Raw genomic sequence first — 13,725 nt, forward strand, 5'->3', positions numbered from 1 at the left:
ACCCTACATAGTCCGACGTCAGCCGCGTTTCCTGCTATGGTGTAATGTTATTTCGTTGCAGAAGCAGCTTGGGGAGGATATAACAATCCGGCGTCACCTTGTTTTTTGCCAATACTGGAGAGCCCCTAGTGCGGCACACACAGCAGCCGCAAACACCCCTAGCACGATCATCCAAACTCGATCCTTGACGTCGGTCCGTTCAGTCGGCGGATAGCCTTGGCCAAGCTGCTGTAAATCATAGTCCGCCTTCGCCAGTTCCACCGTTCGAGTACATGCGCTGACGACAATATCGCCTTTGGACCAAATATGTTTATCCTCCTGCTGGGTGTAAGCGTAGACCAAGTATGGCTTTCCTCGCTCGAATTGCAAATGATCTGGCGTACCGACCACTTTAATACGGTTTTGCTGCAAGCCTTGCCAGATTGAATGCACATCGAAAATGACAACCTTCTTCGGCTCGATTGCGTTTGGGAACCGGACATTCTTCGTCTCCACCATCCTCACCACGCCGGAGAACACCACATCATACTTGGCAAGCTCCTCTCGAGGCTTCCCTGGTGCCGCGCAGTTCAGCGCGAGGACATGATCGAAAGTCGATAGACACGATAAGCCCAGCCCCCACCCGAATATAGTTATTAAGAGTACTTTTCGAACGATTTTATACATGGAGGTCCCGACCTTATTCATCAGTTGCCACTCCCATTATAGCCGTTCCCAATTATCCCCACCACAGTAAAAAAGGAGCCGGCCGTCTAAGCCAACTCCCAACAATACACTCCCTGCTTACTGCACGGCCGCTACCATCCGCTTCAGCTCGCCCGGCTGGAAACCTTTCACCGCTTGATCGCCGATCACGGTAACCGGAATGCCGAGAAACCCAAGCTTCTCCACTTCCTCCCGCGCCTGCACGTCGGCCATTACATCCTTCACTTCAAACGCCACACCTTGCTCGCTGAGATACTGCTTCACCTTCTCGCAGTCCTGGCACCCTTTGGCGGAATAGACGATCGCTTGACTCATCGGGAACGTTCCTCCTTATTTACACCTGCTGTTAGCTGCTTGGTCCCTCTATTATGCCCGATCTCGGCTCTCGTCTCAAGGCCGCTCGAAAACAGGCAGGTAACTTTAGCTATAGTCAAACTGACCTCTAGTTCACAGCTTCCCGTCTGGCTATACTTTCGATGTGGGCGGAAGCCCCGTACAACTTACATTTTGATTGGAGATGGCGCTATTTGATGATGAAGTTAAACCTGGTGGTGCAAGGGTCGGCGGAAGACCAAGCCGCTCGGACTTGTATGACGCACTGGGAGCATGATGCAGGCAGCTTGCAGTTCTGGAGGGCGAGCTCGAATTTCGTGTACCGCTACACACGGGCGGGGACGCGTTATTATCTCCGTTTCGCCTCGGATGAGGACCGAACTCGCGATCAGTTGGAGGCGGAGCTGGACTTCCTGACGTATTTGCAGCAAATGGGCATCCCGACGGTCGTACCTGTCTCTTCGGCCCAAGGCCACCGGATCGTAACAATCCCGGACACCCCCATTGGCACCCTGCACGCCGTAACGTTCACTGAAGCTACCGGACACTCCCTCTACTTGCCGCACATGACCCCGCACCACCTGGAGCAATGGGGTCGCTCGTTAGCCCTGCTTCATCAGCAATCCGCCGTTTACAGTCCTCCGGATATAGGGTTGCGCCGGCCTACTTGGGAAGATGCTTTGGAGAAGGTTCGTTCCGTTCTGGCCGAGCACCCTGCTGAAACCGACGCAACAACTGAACTTCTATTAGTTGAAAAGCACCTGCACACACTGCCGCGCAGCTCCAGCAGCTTCGGCCTTATCCATTATGATTTCGAGCTGGACAATTTGTTCTGGAACGACAGGCTGCGGCAATTTACTGCTATTGATTTCGACGATGCCCTGTATCATTGGTATGTTATGGATATCGTCTCGGCTACTCGGGAGCTGGGCTCGCTTCCGGCAGATGCCGCCGCACGTGCATATTCGCAGTTTCTGCAGGGGTATCGCTCCGTGATGCCGATTGACGAGTCGCTTTGGGAGCAAAGGGACTGGTTCGAACGATTCCAAAGATTGGTTCGTTTCGCTCGGGTGCTGCGTTCGCTGGATGATGCCGAGTGTAGTGCAACGCCTGCCTGGTGGGAGCCGCTTCTTGCAAAGCTGACCCACAGCTTGGACGAGGATCGCCGTCGCTTTCGCGTGTCGAGCGAGCTGGCCGTGCGGTAGCGGCAGCCGTACGTCTGGCAAAACCACCTTCCCCACCTTTCCTAGACCTGCTATAGTAGAGAAGAATAGAGATGAGGAGGGGTTACTAGTGGCTCGTCAGCTCGGCATTCTGGCACATGCTTTTGGTCAGAAGCCTTTGAGCCAGCTTGCGCTGGAGGTTGGAAAAGCAGGATTCGGGACGGTGCAGCTCGCTTTGTCCAAAGCGTTGTCCGATATCGATTGCTCCACAGGCCGATTGAGCCCGGGGCTGGGCCATCATGTGGCCGAAGCGTTCGACCGCAACGGGGTACGCATCGCCGTGCTCGGCTGCTATATCGATCCGATCCATCCGGATTCCGATGAACGGCGCCGCAATGTAAGGCGATTCAAGGAGCATTTGAAGTACGCGCGTGATTTCGGGTGCAGCGTTGTGGCCACGGAGACCGGACATCTCTCCACGTATATGAAGGACTTTCCGACAGATTACCATAAAAAGGCTTGGGGCATTCTGCGGCACACGGTCTACGAGCTGAGTGAGGAAGCGGAGAAATGGGGCGTCACCGTCGGCATCGAGCCCGCTGTGTCTTTGGTCGCGCAGACGCCGGAGGAGATGCGGCGCCTGCTCGAGGAGGTGCCTTCGACCGCCTTGGGCGTCGTGCTGGACGGGTGCAATTTGCTGGAAGCGGGCAATGTGGATCGGCAGGATGAGATTTTCCGGACGGCGTTCGAGCTGTTCGGGGATCGGATCGTTTCGTTCCACGCCAAGGATGCTCGCATCCGGCATGGCGGGGCACGCGGGAAGGCGGCGCTGGGGGCCGGCGACGTGAATGTGCCGCTGTTCCTCTCGCTCGCGCAGCAGTACAAGCCTTTCGCCGACATCACGCTGGAAGGCGTGGAGGGCGAGATGATCGCGCAATCGCTGGACTATTGGCAGCAATTGTGGGAGGTTAGGGTTTAAGGTGTGCAGGCAAGCGGCAGCTCCGGACGGGACGTTCGGGGGTGCTGCTTTTTGTTTTGTTGGGGTGGCGAGGGTTGGCGAAGGGGCGAGGAGGCGGGTTAGCGGACACAGGAGCCCTTATTTGCCTGAAAAAGGGGCTTCCGGGGAGTTTGGCGGACAGATAAGCCCTTGATTGGCTCGAAAAGCACGCCGATTGGCTCGTTTGGAGTAAAATAACGGCTCCTGTGTCCGGCAAACTGGCGCAGTGGTGGGTTTTGATCCAAATAGCGGCTCCTGTGTCCGCAAAGGAGAGCCGAGGGCACCGTCGGGCTGAGACGAGTAGCCCGTGGCACTGCGATACCAGTATCTCGGACTACAGCCGTAAAAGGCGCTTCAGTCCGCTCTGTAAGTGGGGGTTGTCGGACATCGAAGAGAAAATTACCTGGTGGTTGGCGGCAAAGGGTGTTCTCAATCGTAACTCACAGCAATATCCCACGTTGGGTGCACAACCCTTTCGATCACGGCCAGTAACCATCGCTTCTTAATGCAGCGGCTGTAGCTGGAGTCCGACTTTCCTGGCTACAGGGTCCCCTCGGCCTGCTACCCGTGCAAAGCGGCTTGTCGCTTGTAGTGGTCCTCGACCACGAGACAAGCCATCGCCTCCACGACGGGCACGATGCGCGGGCAAATGCAAGGGTCGTGCCGTCCCACGGTGGCGATTTCCCGCTCGGCGCCGTCCATTCCAATCGTCCGCTGCGGGACGGAGATCGAGGAAGTCGGCTTCACGGCAATGCGGAAGACGATGTCCTGCCCGGTGCTGATGCCGCCCAGAATGCCGCCGGCATGATTGCTCTGGAAGCCGCCGGCATCCATCGCGTCGTTGTGCTCGCTCCCTCGCATCGAGGCGGAGGCGAAACCCGCGCCGAACTCGATGCCTTTGACCGCGCCGATGGACAGCATCGCCTTGGCGAGCTCCGCGTCCAGCTTGTCGAACGCCGGCTCGCCTAGCCCGGCCGCGACGCCTCGCACGCGGCACTCCACGATCCCGCCGCAGCTGTCGCCTATAGCTGCGAGCGACTCGATCTTGGCGACGATCTGCGCAGCAGCGTCCGGGTCGCAAGCCCGGACGGGGTTGCGCTCGATCTCGCGCTCGTCGAAGGTGCGGCACCGGATGCCGCCGGCCTCCAGCGTATACGCGATGACCGAGACGCCGCGCCGCTCCAGTAGCTTGCGGGCCACCGCACCACCCGCCACGCGCGAAGCCGTCTCCCGGCCGGATGCCCGGCCGCTACCGCGGTGGTCGCGGATGCCGTATTTTTGCATGTACGTGTAATCGGCATGGCCCGGACGGAACATGTGTCGAATGTCGGCGTAAGCCCCCGGTCGCATATCCTGATTGCTGAGCAATATGCAAAGGGGAGCCCCCGTCGTCTTCCCCTCGAATACGCCGGACACGATCCGGATACGATCATATTCTTTGCGCGGAGTGGTGACGGAAGATTGCCCGGGTTTCCTGCGATCCATCTGGACTTGGATGTAAGCTTCATCCAGCTCGACACCCGGCGTGACCCCGTCGACGATTACTCCAACCGCTTCCCCGTGCGACTCTCCGAACGTTGTAATTGTGAATCGTTCTCCAAAGCTATTCCCTGCCACTTCTCGTCCAGCTCCCTGCTTCTTTTTCAGCTAGTATACAGGGTGTTGGATGCATAAGAGAAATCGAAATATTACTAGTTACCCATAAAATCTATCTATATTATATCTATACATCCCCATCCTTCTCCTTCCTGACACGATCCCGCTCGAGCGCCTCTTGCACATACTCCCGCTTAGGTAGCTTGCTGTTGCTATTTCCTGGGAGTCCACCGCCGCGTCGGTTGCGAAGGAAGGGTTATCCGCGTAGTGTTGTGCTAGAGAAGAACAATTATGTCTGACTTCAACTTAGGAGGTTCCCTTTGACCTTTCATAATAACGAGGTAGCGATCGATACCGCGCTTGTGCAACGATTGCTGGCGGCTCAATTCCCGCAATGGTCGACTCTACCGCTCACTCGAGCACAGTCCAGCGGCACGGACAACGTCTTGTATCGGCTAGGGGAAGAGCTAGCTGTACGCCTGCCCCGCCTCAAGTCGGCCGCCGGCCAGGTGGAGAAAGAGCGGCTTTGGCTGCCGCAGCTTGCACCGCATTTGCCGCTGGCGATTCCGACTCCGCTCGCTGTTGGAGCACCTGACGAGGGCTACCCATGGCCATGGGCGGTGTACCCATGGTTTCAGGGTGAAGATGCGATAACCGGACGCATCGACGATCTAGGTGAAGCCGCGTTGACGATGGCTCAATTCGTCAACGCCATGCAGCAGATCAAGCTGGCCGAAGGCGCAACGCCTCCTCCATGTCCGCGAGACATGTCTCTGCAGGTGAGAGATGCCAAGGTGCACCAAGCGATCGCCGAGCTGGAAGGTTTGATCGACCCGAAGGCAGCAGCGTTGGTGTGGGAGGAAGCCCTTCAATCGCTCGAATGGCAAGGACCGCCCGTCTGGATTCACGCAGACCTCCATGCGGGAAATTGGCTGGTTGATCAAGGGCGGATTTGTGCCGTTATCGATTTCGGCTGTGTGGGAGTCGGGGATCCCGCTTGGGACATGCTTGCGGCGTGGAGCATCCTGACGGCGGGGACACGGGACATCTTCCGCACGGCCCTGCAGGTGGATGATGCGACTTGGGCGCGAGGCCGGGGCTTTGCTTTGTCCATGGGGCTGATTGCACTCCCATACTACAAGGACACAAACCCCGTTTTCGCCGGTGTCGCCAAGCGGATGCTTGATGAAATTTTACTGGTGACTGGCTTAGAGCTGTAAAATAACTACCCTGCTCCTCCCTTGCGCGAATAACCGATTTCCCAAAGACTTTTCATCGGATCGAGCCGCTCCGCGCCGAAAGACCTCGAACACGCAGACGGGTTGCACGATGGGGCATTGCTTGGATCTAAACGAATTTTCTAGGGGCCCGGTTTGCCCCAACTGACTGATGCAGCAAATCCCTGGAGGCCGTGCCAGGTTACTTGTCGGGTTGCAAATGTTGTGCATGGAATAGAGGGTGGCGAGTGAGAGTTACATGGTCCGGTTATCATCCGCTAGCTAGTCCCGCGGAGCACGGGGAATCGAGCACGAGCCGCCTTCCAACGCGGGTCTGGCCAGCTTGGCGTACTGGCCCAGCACGCCTTTGTGCTGGATAGTCGGCGGCGACCAGCGCTCGAAGCGCTGGCGAAACGTCTCGGCCACCTGCTCCGCAGACTGGGGCGTGCCGTCGATGCCGACGATGTTCAACGTTCGATTCGGGATGTCGATCAAGACCAGATCGTTGTCGGCCACAACGGCAATCGGTCCGCCGTCGATCGCCTCCGGTCCCATATACCCGACGCAAGGTCCCCGAGTGGCGCCGGAGAAACGGCCGTCGGTCACAAGCGCCGTCGAATGGGATAGCACCGGATCGGAAGCGATCAGCTCGGACATGAAGAACATCTCCGGCATCCCGGTCGCCCGCGGCCCCTGGTAGCGGATGATGACGACGTCGCCGGGGACAATTCGCTTCCCGCGCAACGCGTCAACGGCATCCCGCTCGGTGTCGAACACCTTCGCGGGCCCTTGGTGCACCTGCATGTCGGCGACGACCGCCGACTTCTTGATCGTGGCGCCTTGCGGGGCCAAGTTGCCGGTCAATACGGCCAGCGAGCCCTCCGGCTTCAGCGGCTTGCTCAGCTTATAGATCACGTTGCGCCGGTTCAGCTTGTAGTTGGCGAGGAACATCTCGGCCATACGCGGCATTTCGTTGCGCCGGTAGTCCTCGAGGTTCTCCCGCAGCGTCCTCCCCGTGACGGTCAGCACATCGAGATGGAGATGCTCTTCCAGCTGCAGCATAACCTCCGGCACGCCGCCCGCATACCAGAACAGCTCCGTCGGGTACTGGCCCGCCGTCTTGGTATCCACCAGAACCGGGATACCGCGATGGATGCGGTCGATCTCCTGTGCGTCGAGCCGAATGCCCGCCTCCGCCGCAATGGCGATCAAGTGCATGACGGCGTTCAGCGACCCTCCGATGGCGGAATGGACCATGATCGCGTTCTCGAACGCCTCGCGGGTCAGGATGCGCGACGGCCGGATATCCGCCTCGACGAGGTGCATCACCTGCTTGCCCGCCGCTCGCGCGGCTCGTTTGATCTCGGCGTTGGTCGCCGGGATAAGCGCCGACCAGGGGAGCGCCAGGCCCAGCGCCTCGGCCATCACCTGCATCGTGGCTGCCGTGCCCATGTACTGACAGGCGCCGCAGGTCGGGCAGCAGGCTCGCTGGAAGGCGAGGAATTCTTCCTTCGTCATTTTGCCCTCGTCCACTTCCACGCTCATATGCCACAGCTCTTCGTTCGAGCGCAGGCAAGGTCCTGCGCCCATAGCGCCTCCTGGCACATGGATGGCCGGGATATCCAGCCGGGCGATCGCCATCAGGTGGGCGGGGACCGCTTTGTCGCCGGCGGACGAGAGCACCATCGCGTCGAACGGCGTGGCGAGCGCGTGAATCTCCACCATGGAGGCGATCATGTCGCGGGAAGGCAGCGAATAGTTCATGCCGTTATGGGCTTGAGCGATGCCGTCGCAAATATCGGTCGTCGTGTAGAGGGCAGGCTTGCCGCCTTGCTGGAACACGCCTTTCTCGATTTCTCCCGCCAGCTCCCCTAAGTGGTAGGAGCTAGGATGGCTCGCCCCATGCGTAGTCTCGACCAGCACTTGCACCCGGTTCAAGTCCTCGACTGTCCAATCCATCGACATCCGAAGCGCATCGCCCTCGAAGCTGATCTTGCGCACCTTCTGGCTCTCCAGAGCGCTAAGCTTGCTGCTGTTGCTGTTGCTGCTGTCCATATGCTTCAACCTCCCTATTCAATACACTTCCGCGGTCAACCCGCCGTCCACGAACAAATGACTGCCCGAGATGAAGGAAGCATCGTCCGAAGCGAGAAACACGAGCGTCTTCGCCACCTCCACCGGTTCGGCGATTCGCCGCAGCGGATAATGCCCGTACACTTGCCGCCTCGCTTGCTCCGGATCGGGCTGAAACTCAAAAAACTGTTCCACCATCGGCGTCCTAACATCCCCCGGGCAAATGCAGTTCACTCGGATCCCATGCGGTCCGTACGCAACGGCCATCGATTTGGTCAGCGCGATCAGCGCGCCTTTCGTCGCCCCATACACAGCCAAATCCGGATCGCCTGCTACACCCAGCACCGAGCTGACCGACAAAATCACTCCCCGCTTCTGCCGCATCATCAGAGGAAGAGCGTACTTGCAGCCGAGGAACACTCCCTTCAGATTGACGTCGATGGTCCGACTGAAGTCGGCTTCCTCGTACTCATGCAGCAGTCCCATGATCTGAACGGCGGCGTTGTTGACCAGCACATCGAACGCACCGTACCGCGCGTGGACCTGATCGATCGCCTCCCGCATCGCTTCCGAGCGACTCACATCGGCATGGATCGCCAAGCTCTCTCCCCCCGACTGCCGAATCCGTTCGGCCACGCGCTCGGCTGCGTCCCGATTCGAATCCAGCACGGCCACCGCCGCGCCTTCTGCCGCGAACTGACGAGCCGCCGCATCCCCTATGCCTTGTCCCGCCCCGGTGATGAGCGCCACTTGTCCCTCTAGCTTCCTTTTCAAAATGCCACCCTCCCCTTCATAAATCATCATGACGACCTGACTTGCTTCCCTATCCATAAGTTCAGTATAATAAGTACTTGTAATATTGTCTACAATGTTACAAATGACAATACTGTAGCGCGCTGTTTACAGCGTTCCCTGTTTGGCGTATCATTTGGCTTAATGTGAAAGAGGAGTTGGATTCATGGAAGGCTTTCGATTCGACGAGCAAAAGGCGACTTCGCTTCGCCATAAAATAACCGAAGATATCCGCAGGGCGATCCTGCAAGGGAGCTTGAAGCCGGGGAGCCGGCTGCGGGAGGTCGAGCTGTCCAAGCAGATGGGCGTCAGCCGGGGGCCGATCCGGGAAGCGATCCGCATGCTCGAGCAAGAGGGTCTCCTCTACTCGCATCCGTACAAAGAGACGGTCGTGGCGGAAATCAGCGGTGAGGAAGTGACGGAGGTGCTCATCCCGATTCGCCTCACCATTGAGCGCTTCACGATCCGCAAGGCGCTGCCCCTCCTGAACGAGGAGCATCACGAGCGGCTGCGCGCCATCATAGCCGACATGCGAGAAGGTGCCCGTCTCCATGATTACGTGCGGCTCGCGGACAGCGACTTGGCGTTCCACGAATACTTAGTGCGCCTGGCCGGGATGGACAATATGACCGGCATCTGGTCGTCCATCTACAATCGCATCCGGCTGTTCTTCATCAGCCAGGCGCGCGCCTATGAGGATCTGGAGGATCTGTGCCGCGAGCATGAGAGCTTGCTGCAGGCGATCGTCGAGGGAGATGCGGACCAGGTGGCCGAAGCTCTCACCGCGCATATCCGGAATGTGAAGCCTACCCCGTAACTTCAACGAAAAGACCTGACCGGAATGAATCCGAGCAGGTCTTTTTGTTAGAATCCGCAAAAAATAGCGTTACGGGATCATCTCCCTCGGGAATCGATCTGTCGGTGCGAATTCAGACAACCATTGCTGCGCCATCCCGCTTATTGCTCCGGTATCGCCCGGAACAACCCATAGGCCGCGATCGCCGCAGGCGGCTCCTTGTCCAAAGCCAACCCGCCGCCGGCCGACCGGCTGGCTACATCGACGAGCCAGCGCGTGAACGGCGCCACGTTCAGCTCCTGCATCTCCTCGAGGCTGAAAAACGCCGCCCCGTCCACCTCCACACCATCCGGCGTCGGCTCCCCGTCGACATAGTCCATCGCGAACGCGACGTACAGATTGTGGATGCTCCGCGGCTGGTCGCGCACCGCAACAACCCCGCGCACAACCGCATCGATGCCCGCTTCCTCCTTCACTTCCCGCACGATTGTCTCGTGGATCAGCTCGAGCTGTTCAATGTAGCCGCCCGGGTTCGTCCAGAACCCTTTACCGGGATTTTGCGCCCGGCGTACGAGCAAGTACTTGCCGTCCTTCTCCAGCAAAGCGCCGACACCGACGCTGTAATTGCCCCAATGCACGAAGCTGCATTCCGGACATCCCAGGCGCTCCGTCCCGTCTACATCCTTCAAAACCAGCGCTTGTCCGCAAGCCGAGCAAAACTTCGGTTCCACCCTAGTCCACCTTCATCTCTCTCAAAGTTAGTAAGTCACGTCCGCCTCGTGTTGCCTCGCAACCCTGCTACCCCGTCCGACTAACGCCCACTTCCTGCGGCAGCTCTCGGGACTTGGCCGCCCCGCGCCGGCCGAAGAACAAATAGCCGAACAAGGAAGCCAACAGCTGCTGCGTCAGCATCCCGACGATCGTCGGAAACGCCACCTGCGGCGGGAAAAACGAGATGGCCAGCACCGCGCCTGCGCTTACATTGCGCATCCCGCAGTTGAACAGCATGCACACCGCCATTTCACGGTCCAACCGCAGCAGCCGGCCCGCGAGCCAGCCGAGCAAGTACCCCACAGCCACGACGACCACGCAGACGAGCGCGATGTAGACGATTTTCCGGTTCCACTCCGTGATGAGCGGAGCAATGACCGAGCTGTTGATGATGATCACGACGGCCAGCCCGATTTTGGAAATCGGCGACAGCGTCGGGCTCCACACCTGCTTAACCTTCCCTCGCGTCAATTGGTTCAGCACCATCCCGAGGATTGACGGAAGCACGACCATCCAGACGAGCTGCGTCAGCATGCCGACCGGATCCATCTCCACCTTGGCCCCTACAAGCACCGACAACGTATAAGGCACGATAAACGGCGACAGCAGCGTATCGATCAGAATCATGCTTAGCGTAAGCGCCGTATGGCCGCGATAGATCGACACCCACATGAAGCTGACGATGCCCGTCGGTATGCTAAGCACGAGCACGATGCCGGTAAGGGTGAGCGGATCGTTCGGAAAAGCGAGATGGCCGGCCCCCCAAGCAAGCAGCGGCATGACCAAATGCAGCACGAACATGAACACCAGGATAGGTAGAGGATGCAGCAGCACCCTCTGCATATCCCGGAAGTTCATGCTCAAGCTGCCTGTAAACGTCATAAAGGCGAAGATCCAAGGGACCCATCCTGTGAGCGGCGACAGGGCGCCGGCCGTGGCCAACCCGATCATCACGCTAGTCGGAGTGATCAGCGGCATCCATTTCTCCAAGCCCTTATTTAATGCGGTTAACATCTCTGTAGGTCCCTCCTGCTGTCCCGGCTCGATGACGAAAATGCGAAAATCAGTTCCGGACACGGAATTCTTCTACAGACTACTCCTTTTTGCACACGTGTTCAAGAAAAAAATGAAGCCGGACACGCCTAGCGGGACAGCAGCCTTTTCCCCCAAGCCGTCCTGTAAAATCCGCGCTCCAGCAAGCCGAACACCGTCCCGGTCATCCAGTACAGGCCAAGCGCCGCCGGAGACCGCCACATGACGAAGAGCGGCAACAGCGCGACCAGCGCGGCCAGCAGCCAGCGGCTCGGCAGCAGCCCGCCACCCACTCCGGCACCTGCACCAACTGTACCTGCACCTGCATCTGCACCTGCACCTGTACCAGCACCTGTACTTGCACCTGCACCAGCCCCTACACTCGCAACGCCGCCTACTCCAACCGCTACCGACGCAGCGAGCGGATCAGCCCCAACCACATTGGTAAGCGGAATCAGAGCGGTCAAGAAGCTAAGCGACGCAGTAGCGATCGGCACGAGATGCCACGAATCGGTCTCCGCCAAGCTCGCCACCCACGGGATCAGAAGCGAAGTCATCGTGCCGCCATGCGTCAGAAACAACCCGTACATCCCCATCAGAATGGGCATCTGCACGAGCAACCCAACGAACGGCGCAAATGGACGGATGCGATGCTCCCGATACAGCGAAGACATAGCTCTCATCATTTCCTGCGGCTTGTCGGACAGCTTGGCGCGCAATTCCAGCATCTTGGGACGAGCGGCGGCATTCCGCACCTGTTGACGGGCTACCGTGAGATTGAAGTAGAACAGCACCATTTTCACACCTAGAGTGAGAGCGATAACCGCCAGCCCCCAGTCATGCAAAATCCAAAAAAGTCCCTGCAACGGCGGGACGAGCAGCGAAGTGATCGAGTGGAACCATGAATACATAGCGAAATAGTCTCCTTATTAGCGCCTCCGCATAGACCCATGCGAAGCGTCGATTTGATGGATGGCAACCCAAAGCCCAAGCCCCAAGTAACCGCCTAACCCCATCAAACCGCACTCGGATCCGCATCCGCAGCGGAGACATCCCGGAACGAAGGCTGCTTGCGCCGAAAAACGAACGGACGTCTCGATCCTACAGGAACCGAGGAACGGCTGGCACTAGCAGCGCTACGCCAGGGATGAGCCGATACGAGCCTTTCCTCCCGACGACTCGGGACAGGCAGCAGCCCAACTACACCCAGCCAACCGGCCAAACTCAGAAGCAGCAGCAGCAACGTCGATTCATCCAATGGAAACACGTTCGGTTCACCCCCTTTCTACAGCGTATCTATTCTATTACGGACCAGAACGAAAAAAGTTGAGCCTAAACCGCTACATATTGTAATTGGAAACGGTTTACTAGTGACTCTATTAATTCCCTCCAGTTACAATAATAATAGAGAACAAAATCTTTTTTCAACTAGAGGAGGATTAGCACTTGAAGAAAAAAATAGTTGCACTCGGTCTTGCGATCTCTCTACTCGTCCCGACCGTCGTCCAAGCCGCCACTTCCTATGAAACCGAGATAGAGAAAGGCGTCAACTTCCGCTCGGCCCCAAGCACCAACGCATACATATTCCGGATGCTTTCGAAAGGCGAGGACATCCACGTCATCGAGAAGTACAATCAGTACTGGCTGAAAATCAAAGTGAAGGACGGCACCGAGGGCTTCATTTCCGCCGATCCGCAATATACGGACTACAAGGGCTCCTCACCCGGCAGCGGCCAAGGCACGACGAACACGAAAGCCGACCGGATCATTAACTTCGCGAAGAGCTTACAGGGCAGAGTCACCTACGATTTCGGCACGCGCAATCCTTCCAAGATGATATTCGACTGCTCCTCCTTCACCGAATACGTATTCGCCAATCAGGGCATCGACCTCAAGTGGGGCACGAAATACCAGCAAAACGCCGGCTCCGCGGTCAGCAAGAGCAACCTGAAAAAAGGCGATCTCGTCTTTTTCAACACAACGGGCGGCAGCGGCATCAATCACGTAGGAATCTACATCGGCAACGGGCAATTCATCCATAATACCCCGTCGAAGAACGGCGTCGCGATCAACAGCCTCAACACCGGCTACTGGAACACGCACTACGTGAAAGCAAGACGGGTGCTGTAAGCTGTTGCGACGCAACGAATAATACCAAACACCCCGTTCCCTCTGCAAGGGAGACGGGGTGTTTTTGTAACTTTCTTACTGTTGATATTGCTTGTTAAGCTAAAGCTTCTGTTATAATGA

General features: G+C 58.1%; 14 protein-coding genes. 5 read left to right on the forward strand and 9 right to left on the reverse strand.

Features of this window, described 5'->3' with window-relative positions; genetic code table 11:
• Positions 1-93: 93 nt before the first annotated feature.
• Complete coding sequence (locus tag PKO02S_RS19095) at positions 94-687, reverse strand: hypothetical protein (RefSeq protein ID WP_127585441.1); 594 nt, start codon at positions 685-687, stop codon at positions 94-96.
• 96 nt (positions 688-783) lie between these two features.
• A complete protein-coding gene (locus PKO02S_RS19100; RefSeq protein WP_127585442.1) occupies positions 784-1,020 on the reverse strand; it encodes a glutaredoxin family protein in 237 nt (78 codons plus the stop codon).
• A gap of 215 nt (positions 1,021-1,235) precedes the next feature.
• On the opposite strand from PKO02S_RS19100, the gene PKO02S_RS19105 reads away from it, so the two are divergent.
• Entirely contained in the window at positions 1,236-2,243 is a 1,008-nt protein-coding gene (locus PKO02S_RS19105) for a phosphotransferase enzyme family protein (protein WP_164821552.1), read from the forward strand.
• An 88-nt stretch (positions 2,244-2,331) separates the two neighbouring features.
• Positions 2,332-3,180, forward strand: coding sequence for a sugar phosphate isomerase/epimerase family protein (locus tag PKO02S_RS19110; RefSeq protein WP_127585444.1), 849 nt, complete (start codon positions 2,332-2,334; stop codon positions 3,178-3,180).
• 579 nt (positions 3,181-3,759) lie between these two features.
• Here PKO02S_RS19110 and aroC read toward each other — a convergent pair.
• A complete protein-coding gene (aroC, locus tag PKO02S_RS19115) occupies positions 3,760-4,815 on the reverse strand; it encodes a chorismate synthase (protein ID WP_127585445.1) in 1,056 nt (351 codons plus the stop codon).
• Between the two features lie 299 nt (positions 4,816-5,114).
• Here aroC and PKO02S_RS19120 point away from each other — a divergent pair, with 299 nt between their 5' ends.
• Positions 5,115-6,014, forward strand: coding sequence for an aminoglycoside phosphotransferase family protein (locus PKO02S_RS19120; RefSeq protein ID WP_127585446.1), 900 nt, complete (start codon positions 5,115-5,117; stop codon positions 6,012-6,014).
• A 279-nt stretch (positions 6,015-6,293) separates the two neighbouring features.
• Here the strand turns inward: PKO02S_RS19120 and ilvD are convergent, their stop codons facing one another.
• Together ilvD and PKO02S_RS19130 are read right to left on the reverse strand one after the other, a co-directional pair.
• Positions 6,294-8,066, reverse strand: a complete 1,773-nt coding sequence (gene ilvD, locus PKO02S_RS19125) for a dihydroxy-acid dehydratase (RefSeq protein ID WP_174819929.1) — start codon at positions 8,064-8,066, stop codon at positions 6,294-6,296.
• An 18-nt stretch (positions 8,067-8,084) separates the two neighbouring features.
• Entirely contained in the window at positions 8,085-8,858 is a 774-nt protein-coding gene (locus tag PKO02S_RS19130) for an SDR family NAD(P)-dependent oxidoreductase (protein WP_164821553.1), read from the reverse strand.
• A 184-nt stretch (positions 8,859-9,042) separates the two neighbouring features.
• On the opposite strand from PKO02S_RS19130, the gene PKO02S_RS19135 reads away from it, so the two are divergent.
• Positions 9,043-9,693, forward strand: a complete 651-nt coding sequence (locus PKO02S_RS19135) for a GntR family transcriptional regulator (RefSeq protein WP_127585448.1) — start codon at positions 9,043-9,045, stop codon at positions 9,691-9,693.
• 140 nt (positions 9,694-9,833) lie between these two features.
• On the opposite strand, the gene PKO02S_RS19140 is transcribed toward PKO02S_RS19135, so the two are convergent.
• The 4 genes from PKO02S_RS19140 to PKO02S_RS19155 form a co-directional block, all read right to left on the reverse strand.
• Positions 9,834-10,403, reverse strand: a complete 570-nt coding sequence (locus PKO02S_RS19140; RefSeq protein ID WP_127585449.1) for an NUDIX hydrolase — start codon at positions 10,401-10,403, stop codon at positions 9,834-9,836.
• A gap of 67 nt (positions 10,404-10,470) precedes the next feature.
• Positions 10,471-11,457 (reverse strand): bile acid:sodium symporter family protein, encoded by a 987-nt coding sequence (locus PKO02S_RS19145; RefSeq protein WP_127585450.1) that lies wholly within the window; start codon positions 11,455-11,457, stop codon positions 10,471-10,473.
• 128 nt (positions 11,458-11,585) lie between these two features.
• Entirely contained in the window at positions 11,586-12,386 is an 801-nt protein-coding gene (locus PKO02S_RS19150) for a YidC/Oxa1 family membrane protein insertase (RefSeq protein ID WP_127585451.1), read from the reverse strand.
• A 104-nt stretch (positions 12,387-12,490) separates the two neighbouring features.
• On the reverse strand, positions 12,491-12,742 hold the full coding sequence (locus PKO02S_RS19155) for a hypothetical protein (protein ID WP_127585452.1): 252 nt from the start codon (positions 12,740-12,742) through the stop codon (positions 12,491-12,493).
• Between the two features lie 179 nt (positions 12,743-12,921).
• Between PKO02S_RS19155 and PKO02S_RS19160 the strand changes: the two genes are divergently transcribed.
• The gene (locus tag PKO02S_RS19160; RefSeq protein WP_127585453.1) at positions 12,922-13,605 is read left to right on the forward strand and encodes a C40 family peptidase; all 684 of its coding nucleotides are present in this window, start codon (positions 12,922-12,924) and stop codon (positions 13,603-13,605) included.
• The last annotated feature ends 120 nt before the right edge of the window (positions 13,606-13,725 follow it).

The organism is Paenibacillus koleovorans NBRC 103111, assembly GCF_004000845.1.
GTDB lineage: Bacteria > Bacillota > Bacilli > Paenibacillales > NBRC-103111 > Paenibacillus_AA > Paenibacillus_AA koleovorans.

Coding starts and splice junctions, on each gene's coding strand:
- PKO02S_RS19095 (WP_127585441.1), bottom strand. CDS start 687: ATGAATAAGGTCGGGACCTCCATGTATAAAATCGTTCGAAAAGTACTC.
- PKO02S_RS19100 (WP_127585442.1), bottom strand. CDS start 1,020: ATGAGTCAAGCGATCGTCTATTCCGCCAAAGGGTGCCAGGACTGCGAG.
- PKO02S_RS19105 (WP_164821552.1), top strand. CDS start 1,236: ATGATGAAGTTAAACCTGGTGGTGCAAGGGTCGGCGGAAGACCAAGCC.
- ilvD (WP_174819929.1), bottom strand. CDS start 8,066: ATGGACAGCAGCAACAGCAACAGCAGCAAGCTTAGCGCTCTGGAGAGC.
- PKO02S_RS19135 (WP_127585448.1), top strand. CDS start 9,043: ATGGAAGGCTTTCGATTCGACGAGCAAAAGGCGACTTCGCTTCGCCAT.
- PKO02S_RS19145 (WP_127585450.1), bottom strand. CDS start 11,457: ATGTTAACCGCATTAAATAAGGGCTTGGAGAAATGGATGCCGCTGATC.
- PKO02S_RS19150 (WP_127585451.1), bottom strand. CDS start 12,386: ATGTATTCATGGTTCCACTCGATCACTTCGCTGCTCGTCCCGCCGTTG.